We start from the raw sequence: 20559 nt of genomic DNA, 5'->3' as shown, positions 1-20559 counted from the left end.
CAGCTTAATGCTTAATCAAGCTGAGCTGCAACCCAAGCAGGTATAGCGGCGATAACAGCAGCGCTATTATTAGACTTTGGCGCGCCGCCCTGTGCATAGTCAGGTTTACCGCCACCTTTACCGCCAAGCTCGCCTGCCAAATGACGAATGATGTCGCCGGCTTTTATGCGATCAGTCACCGATTTGGCGACGTTTGCGGCTAGTGCCAACTGCTCATCTTTATCGCCAATCAAGATAATCACGCTATCTGGTAGTTTGGATTTTATATCGTCCATCAACGTACGGATAGATTTACCATCGACACCGCTTAAGGTGCTGATAAGTACCGGCGTACCAGCGATGGTTTGTACCTCATCAAGTAAATTGGCTGCTTGGGCGCTGGCGATTTTTTGCTCTAAGCGTTCTAACTGCTTCTCTAACTCACGCTGCTTATCAGCCATGGTACGGACACGCTGTGCAACCTCTGGGCGTTTCACTTTTAGCTGACTGGCAAGCTCGCTCAGTTGCTGCTCGCTTTGCTGAATGTTTTTAATCGCATTCATGCCAGTGACAGCTTCAATACGGCGGATACCAGCGGCAATACCAGATTCGCTAGTGATTTTTAAGACACCAATATCACCCGTACGCTGTACATGTAGGCCACCGCATAGCTCAATAGAGAAGGGCTTACGCTGACCATCTATGATGTTGTCTGTGCCCATGGTAAGCACGCGAACGTCATTGCCATACTTTTCACCAAACAATGCCATGGCGCCTTGCTTCATCGCTTCATCAATAGACATATTTTCGATGCGGGCAGGAGTATTGGCTTGAATTTGCTCATTGACTAAGCGCTCGATACGGCTGATTTCAGCGGCATTGACTGGCTTGTCATACGAGAAGTCGAAACGTAAGACGTCGCTTGATACCAATGAGCCTTTTTGCGCGACCTCATCACCCAATACTTCTCTCAATGCCGCATGTAATAAGTGAGTAGCAGAGTGATTTTTGGCACTGGCAGCACGGATGCTAGAGAGCACTTGTGCGTCAGCTGTTTGCTTGCTATTAATCTCACCCATGGTGACCACGCCATAATGAATAATGGCTTGCCCAGATTTTTTGGTGTCTTGCACTTCAAAGACGCCAGTAGCAGTGCGAATTTCACCCAGCTCACCAACTTGACCACCACCTTCAGCATAAAACGGCGTACGGTCAAGGACAACCACACCTTCCATACCCTCAACTAAGCCATCGATAGAATTGCCATCTTGATAAAGGGCATCAATCGTTACGCCTTCTTGTTCAAGCTGCTCATAACCGATAAAGGTCGTTGGGTTCTGTACTTGAATGACACTGCTATAATCGACATCGAATTTGCCCGCATCACGGGCGCGTTCACGCTGTGCTTGCATATGCTCATCAAACTCAGCTTCATCAATCACAATACCGCGCTCACGAGTGATATCAGCGGTCAGATCAAGCGGGAAGCCGTAAGTATCATAAAGCTTAAAGGCTGCCTCACCAGAGAGCACATTGCCTTCTTTTAGACCTTCAAGTTCGCTAGCAAGCAAGCGTAAACCTTGCGCTAGCGTTTTGGCAAACTGTGTTTCTTCTTTTTGAATGGCGTTTTCAATTACGCTTTGTTTGTCTTTTAGCTCAGGATAGGCGACGCCCATCTCAGCAACTAAAGGCGCAACCATCTTATAAAAGAAATCACTATCCGCGCCAAGCTTGTTGCCATGACGTACGGCACGGCGAATCACGCGGCGTAGTACATAACCACGACCTTCATTACTTGGCGTGACACCATCAGCAATCAAAAATGAAACAGCACGAATATGGTCAGCAATGACTTTTAGCGATGATTGTTGCTGATTTTCAATACCTAAAATTTCAGCGGCTGCATCCATAAGATGAACAAATAAATCTATCTCATAGTTACCGTGTACGCCCTGCATGATGGCACTGATACGCTCAAGACCCATGCCAGTGTCAACGCTTGGTGCCGGTAGCGGTAGCATAGTGCCGTCTTTTTGACGGTTAAACTGCATAAAGACGCAGTTCCAAATCTCGATATAACGGTCACCATCTTCTTCTGGCGTGCCCGGTAGGCCGCCTTCGATATGAGCGCCATGGTCATAAAAGACTTCAGTACAAGGACCACAAGGGCCGGTATCACCCATCGTCCAAAAGTTGTCTGAGGCGTAAGGTGCGCCTTTATTATCACCAATACGGATAATACGATCGCTAGGGATACCGATATCTTTATGCCAAATATCAAAAGCTTCGTCATCGGTTTCATAAATGGTCACATACAAGCGGTCTTTATCAATCGCCAGCCACTCATCAGATGTCAAAAACTCCCAAATATAGCCAATACCTGCTTGCTTAAAGTAATCGCCAAAAGAGAAGTTACCAAGCATCTCAAAGAAAGTATGATGGCGCGCGGTATAGCCAACGTTATCCAAATCATTATGCTTGCCGCCAGCACGCACGCATTTTTGTGAAGACACTGCGCGGCTATAGTCGCGTGGCTCCATACCCAAAAAGGTCTCTTTAAATTGATTCATACCGGCATTGGTAAATAGCAATGTCGGGTCATTGTGCGGAATCAGACTCGATGAGGCGACGGGGGTGTGCTGCTTGCTTATGAAAAAATCGATAAAAGCTTGACGAATATCGGCTGAGCGAAATGGCTGGCTCACAGCGGCTCCTTACTGACGGATAATATTTAATAGAATAAGTAAAATAATTTTGCAAGCGATTTTAGCACAAACGTGCCAAGGGTGTTGAAGATTCATGAATAAACGAATGGTAAAGGCAGCTCATTGGTTTTGAGTAAATTACTTCTATCATTCTTAATAGTCGATTGATTTTAATAGTTGAGTACTTTGATTATGACGGTAACAATGAAGTTTTTTGAGTCAAAATTATAGGTTTATTCTAATGAAATTCAGAAGTTAATATAGTGAATAGTGAGTGTATTACAAAAGTGTTATAGCGCTATTGGTATGAATTTTACGCAGCCTCTGGGAACGCAGCACGCCAGTAAAATTTATACCAATAGCGCGTTTAAATTGTCATAACATTTTTATTTTCATCTGACTATAAGCATAAAATTGACCAAAAAACGTCAATTTGTAAAGGATAAAAGGTCGCAATATAAATCAATAACTATAACAGGGTTTTAATTATCAATCACTTGCTATAAATGGGCTGAGCGTCTATATGAAAATACTTACTATTTGTGTGGATTTAGTGTATAAAATAGCTATACCCACAAAAAAATTAAGGAATATATCATGAACTGGCCACTATTCTCTGTCATCTATTCAATAGCAGCAACGGTCACTATCGGTGTGTTTATGATTGCAGCATTGGTAACCGGACACAACCAAATCCTGCACATTCAAATAGCGGTAATAGCAGGTATCATACTGTCTGTCCCTTCAGCATTATTCTTCACCAAAAAAGTCGGTAGCATTACAGGTAATGAAGAAGGATATAAAGTATAATTTTGAGATAAGACGATAGCGCTAATGATAATAATAAATGTTGCTTAACGTGATAACCTTGCATGCTATGAAAATCTGTCATAAAAAAAACAGTGCCTAAAGAAGCACTGTTTTTTTATTGGGTCTTAATAGCAGTTGTTTAAGCAGAAAAAGGATTTAAATTTGGCAAAAAAAAGACCTTGATGCAATGATCAAGGTCTTTTTTTATTCATTCCAATGAACTATTTTAGCTCAACGGTTGCGCCATTTTCGATATTGGCATAAACCTCTAATACGTCCCAGTTGGTCAAACGTACACAGCCAGCAGATGCTTGACGGCTGATACCTTCAGGCTTCGGTGAGCCATGTAGACCATAAGAAGGTTTTGATAAGCCCATCCATACCACACCTACGGGACTGTTTGGTCCTGGCGGCAACATATGTACTTTTTTATCTGCGCCTTCACCGACGGTCGCTTTATACCACGGCATTTTTACTTTATTAACGATTTTAAACGTGCCTTGTGGTGATGGCGTGCTGTCACTACCTATGGTCGTTGGATAGGTGGCAACCAGCTTATCATCGTTATAAGCATATAGGGTTTTATCGGCCTTGTTAGCGACCACACGGTTAATACGCTGCTTGAGTGGTGCGCGTGTATTCAAGACGGTGATGGTTTCACCGGCTTTATATTGCTTATTTTTATTAAGCTTATCTAGGTAACGCACATCCATATGGAAGCGTTCACCAAACAGCTCTTTGATATCTTGATAATACAAGCCTTTCATTTTTGACTTTGCTTCTGAGCCTGCAGGCGTGGTGGCAAAGTTAGTATTAACGTCATCTTCAGTAATAGTATAAGTCACGAGCACCGGCTTATTGGCTGGGATATTTTTATTTAAAGCATCCCATGTTTTTTGATCCATTTTACCGTTTGCTGGCAAGCCTTTCATGGTTTGGAAATTGATAAGCGCTTTTTTACTGTTCATGCCCCAGCCGCCATCAATAGCGCCAGGAGAGGCGTGGTTCCAATCCAATAATGCCTGCATTCTGATGGTCATCGCTGAGTTAACTTTCATATTCGGTGTCCATGTGGCACCGTTTACTTGCTTGGCATAATTGGATAAGTTAAGCGTGGTGTGTTTTTTACCATCAATATCGGCGATACTTTTGATAGAAGCATCCGCTGCGCTATCAGCTGCGCTAGAGCTAGGTGCTGAGACCGCTTGACCTTCGCTAATATCGTCAGTACTATCAGATTGCTCATCTTTACGAGACAGCTCTTCTACGGTCATGTTATCAGCATTGACTGCCGCTGGGGCTGTATTTTCTTCTGCTTGCTGCTTTTCGTCAATCAGCTGAGTCATACGATCAGCTGGCTTGGCTGTATTAGCATCTAGCTTAACGCTCGCACGAGAATCAATTGAGCTACTGCGACTTTCCTGTACATTAAGGCTAACTTTCTGAGCAATACTAGGAAGCGCGTCAGCTGAGCGTACAGGCAAGGTGCGTGTATTATCAGTGGGAGCGGCAAACGTGCTGACACTGGCACTAACAACAGCGATAGATATAGCGGTGATAAGAGGCTTTATTTTCATAATTTTTGAACACTTGTGGTGGCTGCTAATGGAGCTATTATGCGCATAATTTAGATGCTTCGCAAACTTTTGACACATATTTTTTTGTTTAAGACTTGCCAAACGTCAACGGTTGACGTATTCAATACAATTAAGCAAGAGTTGAGTCAGGCTAGGGCTCCCTTTTCCACTCAATCAACAGTTACCACAATACGTTATGAGCTTTAAGGTAGTGATATATGGCTATGCTAAATCATCCTTTTTACCGTTCTGTTAAAGCCCTGCGCTACTTACTTCTGAACACTGATGTACATTCTGTTGAAGTAAAAAACACAGTCGTTGGCGCATCATCTTGTTTCCGTCTATAATGTGGAACGAGATTTTTATTTAATAAATCGGCTATTCAGTGAAATCATTGAAAGCGATTTAACCCATCCGCATGTAGTCAGTAAGCATGTAATCAGTAAGGTGCGATATGTCAGAAGACCAAGTAATGAGCGCAGAAGAATTTCAAAATCAATACTTTAATGATGATGAGTCACAAGGTATCAATGATGATATGGAATACGATTTAGAGACAGGGCTTGTCGGTGAGCACGATGAATTTGCGACTTTGCGTGCTGAGCTTGAAGAGGCACGTGAGCAACTGGTCACTATCCGCGACTTTATTCGTTTTTCAGTGACGCAATTACGCAATTACGATGTGGTTGTCGCTCAAGGAACGACCGATGAATTTGCTGAAGCGTCTGCTATTGTATTGCATTCTTTGTCTTTAGATTGGTCAGCCAATGATCAGATTCTTGACTGCCGCTTGACCACCTCAGAGAAGCAGCTGGTATTGAGCTTATTAGAAGAGCGTATCGCTGAGCGTAAGCCATTAAGTTATCTGATTAATCTGTCTTATTTCTGCGACTTGCCGTTCTATGTCGATGAACGTGTTCTAATCCCGCGCTCACCTATCGCTGAATTGATTCGTCAGCAGTTCCATCCATATTTTGATGTGACTGAATTGGCAAAACCGCTTGGGGTTAGTGTCAATAATCAAGCAGCCACTTTTTATGATCATGGTTTAGATATTAAGCAGCTGTCACAACCTGAGCGTATTTTAGATCTATGTACCGGTTCTGGTTGTATCGCTATTGCGCTTGCAACCCGTTTTGTTGATGCTTTGGTTGATGCCGTAGATATCGATAAAAGCGCGCTTGAAGTGGCGATGGTAAACGTCGATCATCATGATCTTGGTCATCAAGTCAATGTGATTGAATCTGACTTGTTTGCTAAGATTCCTGCTGAACATCAATATGAGCTGATTGTTACCAATCCTCCGTACGTCGATGCTGCCATTATGGCCGACTTGCCACCTGAGTTTTTGTATGAGCCTGAACATGCACTCGCTGCTGGTCAAGATGGGTTGGATTTGGTACATCGTATCTTGTTTGAGGCACCAGATTATCTTAGCCCAGAAGGTTTGCTCGTCTGTGAAGTGGGCGATAGCGAGTGGGCATTGAAGCAAGCTTATCCTGAGATTCAGTTTGATTGGCTAAGATTTGCTCACGGCGGTCATGGTATCTTTGCGATGACTTATGATGAGCTTATGAGCTACCGTCAACTGTTTGCCGCTTACGTAAAGCTATTGGATAGCAATCAATAAATCAAGATTGATACTATAATTAAAATTGATACTATAATTAAAACAGTCAAAAATCGACTTCATTTGTTTAAGGATAAGTATGGCAGGCAATAGTATTGGACAAATCTTTACCGTCACCACCTGCGGTGAATCGCATGGGGCAGGTTTGTTGGCAATCGTCGATGGCGTGCCACCAGGTTTGGCCTTATCCGAAGCCGATTTACAAATAGATTTGGACCGCCGTAAACCGGGTACTTCTAAGTACTCGACCCAGCGCCGTGAATCTGATGAAGTCGAGATTATCTCTGGCGTCTTTGAAGGTAAAACGACAGGTACTTCTATCGGTCTACTGATTCGTAATACCAATCAAAAATCTAAAGACTATGGTGAAATTAAAGATACCTTTCGCCCCGGTCATGCCGATTATACTTATAGTATGAAGTATGGCTTTCGTGACTATCGTGGCGGTGGTCGATCATCGGCGCGTGAGACTGCCATGCGTGTCGCTGCTGGTGCTATCGCCAAGAAATACTTGCTAGAGCGCTTAGGGGTGCAAATCCGTGGGCATGTGACCCAAATCGGTAATGAGTACAGTAATATAGTAGAGCCGAGCCAAATTGATTGGGATTTTGTGAATAGCAATCCGTTTTTTTGTGCAGATAAAGACGCAGTCAGTCGCTTTGAGACCTTGATAGACAATTTGCGCCGTGAAGGGACGAGTTGTGGTGCCCGCCTCGAAGTTATCGCCAGTGGTGTACCGGTTGGACTTGGTGAACCAGTATTTGACCGTCTAGATGCGGATATTGCCCATGCCATGATGAGTATCAATGCGGTAAAAGGTATCGAAATTGGTGATGGTATGGCAGTGGCTGGGCAGTTTGGTCATAGCTCACGTGATGAGATGACGCCAGTCGGTTTTACCGCCAATCATGCTGGCGGCATCTTGGGTGGTATCTCGTCAGGGCAGGATATCCGTGTCAGTATTGCGCTCAAGCCAACGTCTAGTATTACCACTGCTGGCAAAAGTATCAATACTCAAGGCGAGTCGGTCGATATGCTGACCAAAGGTCGTCATGACCCTTGCGTGGGTGTACGCGCAACACCTATAGCCGAAGCCATGCTAGCGATTGTATTATTGGATCATTATCTGCGCCACCGTGGTCAAAATGCTGATGTAGAGCAACCAGTTCAATCGATTACTTAATGTCTTTATGATATGAGGAGGGTTGACCCTTTACCTCACTTTAAACCTTTACAGTTGGCATAGTAACTGATGGTTGCTGGCCAATCTGAGAAGATACCTTTAACCCCAACGTCTTGCGCCAGCACATCAATGACATTCATGATGTCGCCATCGTTGTTAATGGCGTCGCCAAGCCCGCTATAATACCAGCCACCACCATTTTTTAATGGCCCTGAGCGTTCAAGCGACCACGTGACAATGTCGAGGCCATTGGCTTTGGCTTGCAAGGCGTATGTCGACGGTAGCAGCTTGCCATCGCCATCGCTGGTAACCAATAGCCAAGACGCTGGGGCAATAGTATTAACGCCGCGCGCTTTAATCTCAGCCAATGAATGCTTCCACGTCGTCGGGTCATTTTTATCAAATATCTTACCCGCTGCGGTCTCGTTGCTATCATCGATGAGATAGATGGCATTGGTAGCATAGTTCGGTTCGTTACTAATCCAATAGTCAATATCTTCAAGATTGAACGACTGCGGATATACATCACTGGCGGGCACGCCTGCACTTTTATAAGTGTCAATCAACTGTTGACGATAATTATCTAAACTATAGCCATTAAATGGCATGGTGACTACGGGCTCTTTGAGCTCAGGTGTATGCTTCATATCCAAACTGCTAGCAAGCGCAATATGTTCTTTTAAGGTCAACACTTCACCATTTTGTGAATATAAGTCTGTTCGCCATGGCGCTGTCGCATCCATGTAGGCGCTAATACTGGTCGCTTGGGTATTGACGGCGTCCATTTTCCCCGTCAGACTTTTAAAGTCTGTTACGCTAATATCTGAAGTTCGGCATTCAATATCGGCCGCATTGGTGAGTGTTCCATTAGCATCTATTATAGGCGGTACGCTACATTGGTCAGCTAGTGGCGTAGCAACAATATTGGTAGTGGTATGCAAATCGTTTTGGGCATGGCGACATACCAGCTCACCATCGTTGGTAAAGGCCACATCGCACTCTAAGATGCCTGCGCCCATTTGTGCTGACGCTACATAACCGTCATAAGTATGCTCAGGAAATTGTAGAGGCGCGCCGCGATGGGCGAGAGAGAAGTCAGTTTTGCTAGGCAATTGCCCTTTACAGGCCAATAATTCATCTTTTAGCGGGCTCTCATCCATATCGTTGACCAGATAAAATGGTCGAACGCCATAGGTATAGGCTAGCGACTGTATAGGGTCAGTCGTTGGGGGTAGAGTCGGCAGTATGACCGCCAATGAGCCGTCATCTTCATTACAGCCCAATAATAAAAAGGTGCTGATAATGGCTAAAGGTAGCGTAAGACATTGGCATCTGAGTTTGTGCAGGGCAGATTTGTGCAGCTGCGCCCGCTCATTCGCTGAATTTTTCAAAATTGTCATGTAAACTGTCCTCATAAATGTGCATAAATTATCATTATCAATTTTACTGTCACTGACTTAGCACCTAAACTATAGGGTTATGTTTAAGGAATGATGACAACCGAAGCAGTTTTATAGTAATTCCTTTTAAGTTTTTGAATATCATTAAGGATAACCAATGAGTAAGTATTTAGATGCCGTTATTGTCGAACACAATCCTGCAAACAAAGCGATTAATAGAGCGGTGATTTGGCTGCATGGTTTGGGCGCGAGCGGGCACGATTTTGAACCAGTAGTGCCGCAGCTAGGATTAGATGCTGATATGGCTGTACGTTTTATCTTTCCGCATGCGCCCAATCGTCCAGTGACTATAAATGGCGGTATGGTTATGCCAGCATGGTATGACATATTAGAGATGAGTCTTGAGCGTAAGGTTGATGTGAATCAGATTGAAGAGTCTGCGCAGCAGATAGAGGATTTGATTGCTCGTGAAGTAGAGCGAGGTGTGAAACCTGAGCATATTGTGATTGCAGGATTTTCGCAGGGCGGGGCAGTCGCTTATCATGTGGCACTTGGCTATCCAGAGCGTTTGGCTGGCTTGATGACGCTCTCTACCTATCTAGCAACCAATGACAATATTAGCTATAGCGACGCTAATAAAGATATGCCGATATTAATTGAACATGGTACGCATGATCCAGTCGTTCCAGCGATTTTAGGCGAGCAAGCAAAGCAGTTATTATCAGAGAAAGGATACAATGTTGCGTACCATACGTATCCAATGGCACATCAAGTATGTATGCCGCAAATTCAAAATATGGGTAAATGGTTAAATAAGGTATTGGCTTAGATGCTTAAGCTGTAACTTAATGTAATACGGACTTCTAATAGGTTGCAAGCAGAGGTACAAGTGCTATATAATCCTCGACCTTATTGGGGATGTTCTGGCTTCGACGCTGGTGATGAAACTCAATGATGCATGTCGAGAGTATATGTCCTCTCGTTAATCAAACATATATTGTTATAGTCGCAAACGACGAAAATTACGCTCTAGCAGCTTAAACCCTGTTTACATGGTTTAAATCCTGTTTACTTAGTTGCTGATCATCTACAGTTGGTCAACTAAGTTGAAGCGTCCGCATGTAGAAGCGCCACAAGCGATTGTCTCAATTGCTTGGGTTTAAAAGTAGAGAATCGTCCTATCCATCCTGACTGTCGGATCGGTGCGGACTAAAACCAAAGACAGAAACTAAACATGTAGATTCATGAGCGTAATGCTGGCGGACGCGGGTTCAACTCCCGCCATCTCCACCAAACAACGATAAAGGGCTGACCGTCATAGACTGTTAGCCCTTTATTTTGGGCGTTTTTCAAGGATTGAGGGTTATATAGGGGTATGGCGTCCTATATAGAATGTTGGTATTATTGTTGGTATTAGAGTTTATACACATGCTCAATACCAACAAAGGATAGTCCAATGCCCTTAACTCATACCGTTATCAATAAGCTATAGCCCAGTAGCACCTCGATTGATACAAAGCGACCTGACAAACATAGTGATGGTAACGGGCTGCAGTTATGGGTGCGTTACACTGGCGTTAAGTCATGGATCAGCGCCTACCGCTGGCAAGGCAAACAGCAAACCCTCACTATTGGCACTTATCCAGTAATGAGCCTACAGAATGCACGCCAGCGCAATATTGAGATCAAACGCTTAATAGCTGATGGTGTTAACCCTAAAGACCATAAGAGAGAGCAGCAAGCCAGCCAAGACGGTTTAAATGTTTTCGATAACATAGCCCAGTCATGGTACGCAGAGCGCAAAACCTACCTAGCAGAAAGCACCTTTTCCCGTAACTATTCTGCATACATGCGTGATGTTAAGCCCTCTATTGGTCAAAAGAACATAAACGACATTACCGCACCTGATGTATTGGCTATCGGTAAAGCAGTGGAGAGCCGCGGCGCTAATGAAATGGCAAGGCGGACTATTAGAGAGATAGGGCAGATATTTAAGCACGCTATCCGCAATGGACTAGCCACGCATAACCCAGCTACCGATTTAGCCGAAGCCATCAAGCCACACAAAACCGTCAATCATAGCCGTATCACTAGCCAGCAATTACCCAAGCTATTAAAAGATATTAATGCTTATGATGGTGATCTATTGGTGAAACTAGGCTTATGGTTTTTATGCTATACGTTTGTACGTACCAATGAGATTAGATTTATGGAATGGCAGGACATAGATTTTAATCGCGGCTTATGGACTGTCCCAGCTGAAAAGATGAAAGCTAGGCGCTTGCATATCGTGCCACTAGCACCGCAAGCAGTAGCGATATTAAAGCAGATCAAAGAATTAGGCTTTTCGGATCAGTATGTTTTCTTTAATACCTCAACACGTAAGCCATACAGTCAAAGCGCATTTATCAATGCCCTATGGAACATGGGCTATAAAGGCAAGATGACAGGGCACGGGTTTAGAGGGCTTGCCAGTACCACATTGCATGAGCAGGAATACATGCACGAAGCGATAGAGCTACAGCTGGCACATGATAGGGAAAATAAGATCAGTGCAGCCTACAACGGGGCGCAGCACCTACCATACAGAATAGACATGATGAACCAGTGGGCAAACTTCATTGATGATGCTTATGCTGGCAAATTGGACAATGTCATACATACCAGCTTTAAACAACAAAAACAAAGCATGGCTAACATCATGCTGTAACGACCATGCAAGGCTAGGACTAATTACCCGAACGACAGCTATTCACACCCTTATGCTGTCACTGCCTTGCACCTATTATGATTTAAGGGTGTAGGGGTGTGGATATGGCTGAAAGAAATAGTTTCTTTGATGAATTTGTAAACGCTTTAAGTGATGCCGATTTATACAAGCTTATGGATGTTATAAGTATTGAGGATGCAGCAGCATTGATTGCTGGTGTAAGTCCGAACAATGTTTATCATGATAACTATGGTAATAGTGATTATGTGTCAGTACGCAATAAAGACGGTGATCCACATAATGCAGAGGATGTTTTTTCAATTAGTTTAAAAACGTTGGTGCATGCTATCAAGGCAGGTAAGTTAAACGCTTATATAGTTGTTACCCCATACACTGAAAGTCTTATTCAAAATGACTTAAACAAAGACTGGATAGCTATATCAGATATTAACACAGCTAAAACTACAATAGATAGAGAAGATCTAAAAGAATGGTTATCAGATAGGGGCGTTTATCCGCATTTGTTATTCCCTAATGGTAAAAAAGATGACTACATGAACCAAAAGCACTTGAATTATTCTGCTAAATTGGCTTTATGCGTTAGAGCATGGGAAGCAGCTCAAACAGACAACCTAAATGGGAAAAGAGTAAAGGGATTTATAGAAGATTGGATGAAAGATAATGCCAAAGCTTTTGGTGTGACTAATACAGGTGAGAAGTTTTTTAAAGAGCTTGCCGCTATTCCAAACTGGGACACTACAGGTGGTAGAGCTAAAGCCAATCCTACCCCCCTAAAAGTAGGTAAAAGTGCAGATAAACGTTTAGCTATTGAAGTACAAAAAAAACTTACTGTTAATTTGCCTGATAATCTACCTAAAGCAGATATAGATTTCGATATACCTTTCTAATACCCCTATGTTTTCAAACTTCTATTTTATTGACCTAAGCAACAGGAACACTCATTATTTATAATAAAAAGGAAGTTTTAGAGGGGTAGCGATAACCCTACCTTTCCGTCTATTTTTAAGAAAAACCTACCCCTAGAATAGTTCCATAAGCCGAAGCGTAACGCCAAAGCATTTTATGGAGCTATACAAATGGACAAGCAACAAACAAACCAAACCTCTGCTATTGCATTCAGTGATAACACCGCGAACGACATTCAGAAAATATCCGATAGCCTACACGCTAGGCAACTGCCTACCACTGGATTAGGTAGAGCTAAAGATATTCTGCCATTTCTACCCTTTAGCAAAACCACCCTTTTTGAATGGTCAAAAGATGGGCGTTTTGTAGCACCTGTTAAGTTATCCCCTACCATGACAGCGTGGTCATATGCAGCGGTTAACGAGTGGATCAATAAACACACCTCAAACACTAGCGAGGTGTAGGTTATGCAGACACGGCAAACCAAACAGAGCTATAAGCAGATTATCCATGACTACATGCTGACAGGTAACAGCCTATCGACTTATGAAGCGTTCGACCTATGGCAAATAACATGCTTTTTACAAAGGGTGAGCGAGCTAAGGGCGCAAGGTGTGGTTATCCAAGATAAGACCGTCAAACGCAACGGTAAGACCTATAAGACATATTGGATAGACACGCCAGCACCGCAAACAGTAGAAGGGGTTTAATCATGCTTACTATATTAAATAACACTATACGAATGATGGACGGGCTTTACTCACTTAATGACTTACACAAAGTTAGTGGTAGCAGTAAAAAACATCAAGCTAATAACTTCATGCGATTAGAAAACACTAAGAACTTAATTGATGAAATAGAGCGTTCCTCAGATGTGAGGAACGGAACAAATTCAATAGCTTATAAAGTTATTCAAGGTGGTCATTCAGAACAACAAGGCACGTTTGTATGCCGTGAGCTTGTTTACAGCTATGCCATGTGGATTAGCCCACGTTTTCAACTGTTGGTAATACGTGCTTTTGACTCGATGGTAAGCCAACAGGTAGAGCTTAGCGAACGACTTAATAAGCTATGTAATGAGTTAAGCATTGTTGATGCTGGATTGACTAGCGCAGGGCGTTTTCTTTGCATTGGTGGCAAACAGATCAAGCCACAGCTAAAACAGCATATTGATAGCACGATCAAGCAAATGCAGCCTAATCTTAACCTTATAGGAGGTGCTAACAATGGGTAATGACAGCGAACGCTTAGAACCGCGCCTAGTGGCAGTAGATAGTTATTACTTGTCTGTCATTAATGACCGCATACAAGACCTATCAAACGATGCTGAAAGCCTAGCAATGGCACTTAGTACTTAGTGCTATCAATACCAATGATGACGCAAGCAAGGGCGTGGTAGTGGCAGTTAGAAGCGCCTTACTTGCTAATAGCGAGCTCGCAAGCATTGTTAGTGAAATGATGGACGGGCTTATAACCTTGCCAACAGTGGAGGTAACAAGCCATGAGTGATAATCATAACAAAACCAATCCACAAGCCAGCCACGGGGCACACGATTGCAAACAGCCACCTAAGCGAGGCTTACTACTTAGCTTTATTATATTCATGGCATGGGTGGCAGGTATTGGCTTGCTACTATCATTAATCGCTTGCCAACCAGTACAACCAAAACCGATTGCAACCAATACCAACAATGGTTACTATATAGACCTCTCGAAAATCACTAGCGGACAAGCCAGCCGTTACTTATTGGCTTTTTTTGTGCCTGATAATAGCGCAGCCTCTCAAGCTGTCACTATGCCATCAAGCACAGCCCCAAACGCGCATTTAAGCGTAACAAGGGGGCATTCCCTCATATCTATAGCAAGTCACTTGCTAACCGACTATGACGGGTTGACGCTGCAAAATACAATAGCCGAAAGGCGAATATGCGGGGCGGCTTCTAGTGATGCCGAGAGTAAGACCCGTCACCCTATACTTTTACCGTATAGCGTGGCATTAACTCATAAATCACTAGGAGCTATCCATCATGGGTAAATCAATCCGTACGACCTCAAACACTCAAACCACTACTAACAGCATACCAGCCACATTTAAGGCAGGTGACAACGTGCTATGCCCGTCTGTGGGCGATGGTACTTATAAGCTATTCAACAAATCAAAAGACTGCCTAACTATCAATATTGGCAATGTTGAGTGCTTATATCGTGCTGATGGTAGAGCCTATCATGAGGACTGCTACGTATTGCCCTCACTATTCCATGACACGCTAGCCAACCGCCAAGCAATAGCTACTCTATACAGTGGCATACATATCAGCCAACGCACAATAATAGACACTACCGAAGCAGACGACAAAGAAGTGATATTAATATCTGCTTTTGATTTATCAGATATTGCTTGCGACATTGAAAGCGCAGCTATTGTCATAAGTGATATTGGTCAGTTACTAGGACTTATTCACTACGAGAAAATAGACACTCACACCGCTATATCAATGGCACGATTAACGCATGACGCTACCGTAACGTGGTATGACCTATTACAAAGACAAGTAAATTCAATCAAAGAAACCCTAGCAATGACTCGCTACGGCAAGGAGGGCAGCCAGTGAAAACCTACCCACCAAAGCAAAGCCGTAAGTACGCTAAGCGCAAAAGCTACTATAAAAAATATAGAGAGCAGCGCAAGCCGAACCAGTCACAAGTAAGGGGGACTAGATGACTACCACACCAACAAACACCCATCAAAAAGCCCGTGCATTTAGCACAGGCTTTACAGTGGTAATGAATAGTTTTGATGCAGCCACACGGCAAGGGCTGGCAGACGATAAGCTATTGATTAAACTATTTGACCTACTACCGCCCAATAGCTTGCTCAACGTCACCGACAATCTTACTACAGATGACGCATCAATAGTACCGACAGCTGGCACGATAGCCTTACGATTGACCGATAAACAAGGCGATATTGTAGGCGCAGTATTCTACACACCAAACAGCAAAGCCAAGCCTATTGTTATTGATCCTACAGGGTATGGCGCTATCGTCATTGGTGACTTAAACAAAGCTAATGAGATAATTGCTTTTGATGATGCAGAATATGGCATTGATGCCTATCAGTGTATGGCAGACGACAAAATAACTTTTATTATCAGCCCTCAAAAGACAAAGCAATCCTTTAAAAAGATGGTGCAGCATTGGAGTAGCGGATCACTGCTAACCGTACCAATGACCATAGATAACAAAGGCATGATAAATCTATTGGCAGGTGTGAATGCTAGGGCATTGGTTACCATAGCTGATATTCTCACAATGCTACATGCTAACCATAGTTATGAGGCGATACTGGCAGCTGATGAAACCCAGCTAATCAATTTACAAGATACCGCTTACTATCCTGAATGGCGCGATGATCCACAGCTGAATGAGCCGATGATTTATGCTGATGGGCGTTTTGAGCTATACCATGATGGGCTATTTTTCGTGAAATATAACGATGACGACCCAGCAAACATAACCTTTAAGTTTAAGGCCTTTATTTGTTCACCGATTGAGGTTATCGCTAAAACACGGGACATAAGCAGCGGAACATGGGGGCGGTTACTGCAATGGCGTGATGATGATAACGTGCCACATACGTGGTCAATGCCGTTATCACTGCTACAAGGTGATGCCCGTGAGTATCGCAAGGAGCTTGCCAGTCAAGGCTTGAACATTACCACCAATGGCAAACAGCGCAGCTACTTAGACACTTATATTCAAAACTACCCTATTCACAAACGGGCGTTATGTGTTGATAAGCTAGGCTGGCATGGTGAGCAATATATATTACCTGATGGTGCAATAGGCAGTGATAGTAAGCAGTTAATCGTTTATCAGTCTGCCCATGCAATCAATAGCACCATAGCCCAGCAAGGCACGCTAGAACAATGGCGTGATGAGCTATGCAAACCACTAGCAGAACAAAGCCGTTTTGTTTTCTCTATTGCTTGCGCGTTTGCTGGTCAATTAATGGAATTACTCGATGATGATGGGGGTGGTTTTCATATTGTAGGCTCGTCAACTATGGGTAAGTCTTTATCGCTTAAAGCGGCTGCTAGTGTATGGGGCAACCCTGACAGGTATGTTAAGACATGGCGCAGTACAGATAACGCATTAGAGGGCACAGCAAGTGAATGCAATGACAGTTTTTTACCACTCGATGAAATTAGCGATTCCGATGCAAAAGCAGTAGGCAGAACTATTTACATGTTAGGTAATGGTACTGGCAAAGGGCGTAGCACTGTTACGGGACACAACCGAACCACTAAAACATGGCGCATTATCTTTTTGTCTAATGGTGAGGAGTCACTGCAGAACTTTATGGCGCAAGCAGGACAGAAAACCAATGCAGGTATTGAGATTCGAGTAGCACATATAGATGCTGATGCTGGGGCTGGTAATGACTTAAGGACGTTTGATAGTTTGGTACTGGCAGACACTGGCGCAGCACAAGCAGATAAAATCAAAGAGCTATATTATAGATACTATGGTGTGGCTGGCATGGCATGGTTAGAACATATCACTACTGATAAAACAGCAACCACAGCAACAGCAAAGCAGCTTGTAAATGACTTTATGAGTAAGTATAGCGACCTTGCACCGCAAGCGCATAGAGTGGCTAAACGGTTTGCTATTGTGGCTGCTGCTGGTGAAATGGCAACACAGGCAGATATAACAGGCTGGCAAGCAGGACAAGCAACCACAGCCGTTATGACATGCTTAGATAATTGGCTTGATAACTATGGGCGTGATGGTGAGCATGAGCAGCGTCAAATCATAGAGCATATCAAGGCGTTTATTGAACAGCATGGTAGTAGTCGTTTTCAACCTTGTCACAGCACTGCCTATCAAGACTTTGAAGCCAAGATAACTAACCGTGTTGGCTATCATAACTACGACACAGGGGAATATTATTTTACTACCAGCACGTTTGATGAAGTGTGTTCACCATTTAATAAAAGCAAAGTATTGCAAGTATTAGATGAAGCTGGATTATTGAATGTGACTGAAAGCGATCGCAAAACATGCAGAGTATCTCTGCCATTCAGGAAAAACCGTACACGCGTTTATGCAGTCAAAAACGACATACAAAGTTATGAAACTAATAAAAGCACTGGGACAGATGGGACAACTGGGACAAACCATACACAGCAAGGGCTAGACACTGTCCTAAGCATTAAAACACCACTGGGACAGATGGGACAAAGTAGCTCAATTTATTAATCTGTCCCAAGTGTCCCAAAGGCTAAAAACGGGCTGGGACAGCTACAAGCTATTAACTACGGGCGTTGTCCCGCTGTCCCAAGTGTCCCATGCTAAAAAGCAAGGTACAGAAAAAATAATCAAAGGTAGGCATTTATTGTCTGCCTTTCTTTATGGATCAACAATAAACAACACAGTAAGCACAGTCATAGCTTGTTATATATTATCCAAAAGTTTACAATAAATTATAAGTTTACTAATAATCTAACCCTATGATTAATATTGACCAAACAGAGCAGTTTGAACGTTGGTTGCATAAGCTCAAAGACCCGTTAGGCAAAGTTGGCATATTGGCACGTATTAAGCGAGCGCAAGGCGGTAACTTTGGTGACCATAAGCCATTAGCCAATACGAACGGTATCTATGAAATGCGTATATTCAAAGGCAATGGTTACCGTGTCTATTATGCCCAGCAAGGCGATACACTCTACCTATTGTTGATAGGTGGCAGTAAAGACAGCCAAACAAACGACATTACCAAGGCTTGCACCTTATGGCAGCAAGCTAAGGATCAAGAAAAGGAACACCCCAATGACTAATATTAAAACTAGCCGATTTGATGTAGCGGAATACCTGACAGATGAAACCCTTATTAATGCTTACTTGAACGAAATATTGACCGATGGCGCACCTAGTGAGTTTATCGAAGCCTTAAATGATGTGGCAAAAGCAAAAGGTATGAATGAGCTTGCAGAAAAGACGGGTATAAGACGTGAAAGCCTTTACAAGACATTGCGATCAGAAAAGCCACGTTTTGACACTATGCTAAAGATTATTGACGGCATGGGCTTACAAGTTACCCTAACCCCTAAGGCAGAACCTTTTCTAGAGGCTTGATCGTTTAGTTATTTTTGATTATTACTATAAGAGGTGTACGTTAAGCGTATGCCTTTTTTTATGGACTGCAAAAACCTAGGGGAAACCTAAGGTTAAGCGCTCAATATTCACTTTAAAATCACGGGCTGCATGTTGTCATTTGTTAACATTCAAACCAGTTTGCCGACTGCCAGCATGTTAATAAATGTTAAGGTTTAAAAGCATAATTACTTTTACCACGTTTTACCGATTGCCTAATCCCCAATGGGGTAAGTGTTAGCCCAAAGTATGACCATCATTAGCCTACAGCGTTATAACCTCACTAAAACAGCATAGAGCCGTCAAACAAAATAGATAACCCCAAAGCTGGGGGTATTGAGCATGATTTAGGTTGACGTGGGTTTACGGATTGCCAAAACTCCAATGGAGAGCAAACGCTGGCTAGTCATGGGCTATAAGGTGATTTTATAGTCAAATCAGCAAGGGGCTGTAAACCTAAATTGATGTGAGCAGTTTTGCGCGTATTAAACGTGATTTTGTTATACCACATGATACGAAATGACCATTTCATAACACTAGATAAATGACCCAATGGCAGCCCAGGCAAGGCTTATAGCTGATATGCACCGCAATAGCCGTATTAAAAAATAGATAGGCTCAAAATCGAGCGTATTAAACGTGGTTTAAGTTAACTATTTGTTTACGGATTGCCAAAAAGTGAATGAGCCGCGAACGATTGCTAGGCATGGATTACAGGGCGATTTTAGGGGTAAATTATAGGAGGGCTGTAGCGGATTATAGATAAGTCCAGTTTTGGACGTATCACATATCAAAGGGTAGGAATAACGGTAAGATTACGGCTAGTTTTCGGACACGTTAGAACCTTATAAAACCTTACATTCAAATCAGTGTTAATGACTCGCAAATAATCCACTATCCAAAGTTGGACATTAAGAACTTCACACCCTCGACATCATGACGAACCCCAAGATTAGAACCTGATAAAACCGTACATTTAAAGCTGATTAATACAGCCGCCGACTTAACTAAACTTAACATTCAAATGCGAATTAACCAATGCCAAAACCTTATAAAATCTTACATTCAAAACCAAATTACGGGGGTTTTTACACATTATAAAAAGGGATTTTCGGAGTCCATAAAGGGGTAGTTTTTCGGACTGCTTTAAAAGGACTTTTACGAATAGTACGCATGCATACAAGCGACTTTTGCGAGTCCATAAAAAAGGGTAGTTTCTTAACAAGTACGAGGCAGGTTATCACACACGTTAGAGTTATGGGCACAGTACGCGTACAGGTGCAGCTTATGCCAATTCTGCTAGTTTTTGGACACGTTAGAGCGAGATTAAAATAATAATTGGACTCCATAAAAAGGGGGCTTTATGCACAGGTATCGTAAGGGACTTTTCGGACATCTTAAGCAAGGGCTAAAATTGAGTTGTTGGACACGTTAGGGGGTAGTTTATGGAACAGTACGCGCACGGGGCATATTTTGCCC

At 43.0% G+C, this 20559-nt stretch carries 18 protein-coding genes and 1 other RNA gene; 16 read left to right on the top strand and 3 right to left on the bottom strand.

Annotated elements, in window-relative coordinates; all coding sequences use genetic code 11:
• Positions 1–11: 11 nt before the first annotated feature.
• Positions 12–2684, bottom strand: coding sequence for an alanine--tRNA ligase (gene alaS / locus JMW90_RS01545; protein ID WP_201561367.1), 2673 nt, complete (start codon positions 2682–2684; stop codon positions 12–14).
• A 597-nt stretch (positions 2685–3281) separates the two neighbouring features.
• Between alaS and JMW90_RS01540 the strand changes: the two genes are divergently transcribed.
• The gene (locus JMW90_RS01540; RefSeq protein ID WP_201561366.1) at positions 3282–3494 is read left to right on the top strand and encodes a hypothetical protein; all 213 of its coding nucleotides are present in this window, start codon (positions 3282–3284) and stop codon (positions 3492–3494) included.
• 221 nt (positions 3495–3715) lie between these two features.
• Here the strand turns inward: JMW90_RS01540 and JMW90_RS01535 are convergent, their stop codons facing one another.
• A complete protein-coding gene (locus JMW90_RS01535) occupies positions 3716–5149 on the bottom strand; it encodes a L,D-transpeptidase family protein (protein WP_201561365.1) in 1434 nt (477 codons plus the stop codon).
• A gap of 376 nt (positions 5150–5525) precedes the next feature.
• Between JMW90_RS01535 and prmB the strand changes: the two genes are divergently transcribed.
• Positions 5526–6701, top strand: coding sequence for a 50S ribosomal protein L3 N(5)-glutamine methyltransferase (prmB, locus tag JMW90_RS01530; RefSeq protein WP_201561364.1), 1176 nt, complete (start codon positions 5526–5528; stop codon positions 6699–6701).
• 79 nt (positions 6702–6780) lie between these two features.
• Positions 6781–7884: a chorismate synthase gene (gene aroC / locus JMW90_RS01525; RefSeq protein WP_201561363.1), complete on the top strand. Its 1104-nt coding sequence runs from the start codon at positions 6781–6783 to the stop codon at positions 7882–7884.
• Between the two features lie 35 nt (positions 7885–7919).
• On the opposite strand, the gene JMW90_RS01520 is transcribed toward aroC, so the two are convergent.
• Positions 7920–9284: a glycerophosphodiester phosphodiesterase family protein gene (locus JMW90_RS01520; RefSeq protein WP_201561362.1), complete on the bottom strand. Its 1365-nt coding sequence runs from the start codon at positions 9282–9284 to the stop codon at positions 7920–7922.
• Between the two features lie 157 nt (positions 9285–9441).
• Here JMW90_RS01520 and JMW90_RS01515 point away from each other — a divergent pair, with 157 nt between their 5' ends.
• The 13 genes from JMW90_RS01515 to JMW90_RS01455 all read left to right on the top strand — a co-directional run bounded on the left by JMW90_RS01515 (position 9442) and on the right by JMW90_RS01455 (position 19062).
• Positions 9442–10113 carry an alpha/beta hydrolase gene (locus tag JMW90_RS01515; RefSeq protein WP_201561361.1) on the top strand — a complete coding sequence of 224 codons (672 nt, stop codon included), beginning with the start codon at positions 9442–9444 and terminating at the stop codon, positions 10111–10113.
• Between the two features lie 85 nt (positions 10114–10198).
• Positions 10199–10577, top strand: a transfer-messenger RNA (tmRNA) gene (gene ssrA / locus JMW90_RS01510).
• A gap of 214 nt (positions 10578–10791) precedes the next feature.
• Positions 10792–11994, top strand: a complete 1203-nt coding sequence (locus JMW90_RS01505; protein ID WP_227691831.1) for a tyrosine-type recombinase/integrase — start codon at positions 10792–10794, stop codon at positions 11992–11994.
• A gap of 104 nt (positions 11995–12098) precedes the next feature.
• A complete protein-coding gene (locus tag JMW90_RS01500) occupies positions 12099–12902 on the top strand; it encodes a cysteine peptidase family C39 domain-containing protein (protein WP_201561360.1) in 804 nt (267 codons plus the stop codon).
• Positions 12903–13091: 189 nt separating this feature from the next.
• Positions 13092–13385, top strand: coding sequence for a helix-turn-helix transcriptional regulator (locus JMW90_RS01495; RefSeq protein ID WP_201561359.1), 294 nt, complete (start codon positions 13092–13094; stop codon positions 13383–13385).
• A 3-nt stretch (positions 13386–13388) separates the two neighbouring features.
• Positions 13389–13631, top strand: a complete 243-nt coding sequence (locus JMW90_RS01490) for a helix-turn-helix domain-containing protein (protein ID WP_201561358.1) — start codon at positions 13389–13391, stop codon at positions 13629–13631.
• 2 nt (positions 13632–13633) lie between these two features.
• On the top strand, positions 13634–14155 hold the full coding sequence (locus JMW90_RS01485) for a KilA-N domain-containing protein (protein WP_201561357.1): 522 nt from the start codon (positions 13634–13636) through the stop codon (positions 14153–14155).
• A complete protein-coding gene (locus JMW90_RS13875; RefSeq protein WP_265089210.1) occupies positions 14148–14279 on the top strand; it encodes a hypothetical protein in 132 nt (43 codons plus the stop codon). The genes JMW90_RS01485 and JMW90_RS13875 overlap by 8 nt, the downstream gene beginning before the upstream one ends.
• 143 nt (positions 14280–14422) lie before the next feature.
• Positions 14423–14956, top strand: a complete 534-nt coding sequence (locus tag JMW90_RS01475; protein ID WP_201561356.1) for a hypothetical protein — start codon at positions 14423–14425, stop codon at positions 14954–14956.
• On the top strand, positions 14949–15533 hold the full coding sequence (locus JMW90_RS01470) for a hypothetical protein (protein WP_201561355.1): 585 nt from the start codon (positions 14949–14951) through the stop codon (positions 15531–15533). The genes JMW90_RS01475 and JMW90_RS01470 overlap by 8 nt, the downstream gene beginning before the upstream one ends.
• Before the next feature lie 106 nt (positions 15534–15639).
• On the top strand, positions 15640–18186 hold the full coding sequence (locus tag JMW90_RS01465) for a DUF927 domain-containing protein (RefSeq protein ID WP_201561354.1): 2547 nt from the start codon (positions 15640–15642) through the stop codon (positions 18184–18186).
• A gap of 251 nt (positions 18187–18437) precedes the next feature.
• Positions 18438–18764 (top strand): type II toxin-antitoxin system RelE/ParE family toxin, encoded by a 327-nt coding sequence (locus tag JMW90_RS01460; RefSeq protein WP_201561353.1) that lies wholly within the window; start codon positions 18438–18440, stop codon positions 18762–18764.
• Positions 18757–19062 carry an addiction module antidote protein gene (locus JMW90_RS01455; protein WP_201561352.1) on the top strand — a complete coding sequence of 102 codons (306 nt, stop codon included), beginning with the start codon at positions 18757–18759 and terminating at the stop codon, positions 19060–19062. The genes JMW90_RS01460 and JMW90_RS01455 overlap by 8 nt, the downstream gene beginning before the upstream one ends.
• Positions 19063–20559 lie beyond the last annotated feature (1497 nt).

The sequence above is a fragment of the Psychrobacter glacincola genome (assembly GCF_904846215.1).
Classification (GTDB): domain Bacteria; phylum Pseudomonadota; class Gammaproteobacteria; order Pseudomonadales; family Moraxellaceae; genus Psychrobacter; species Psychrobacter glacincola.
Note: the sequence above shows the minus strand (reverse complement) of the source record. Positions and strands in the feature narration are given on the sequence as shown.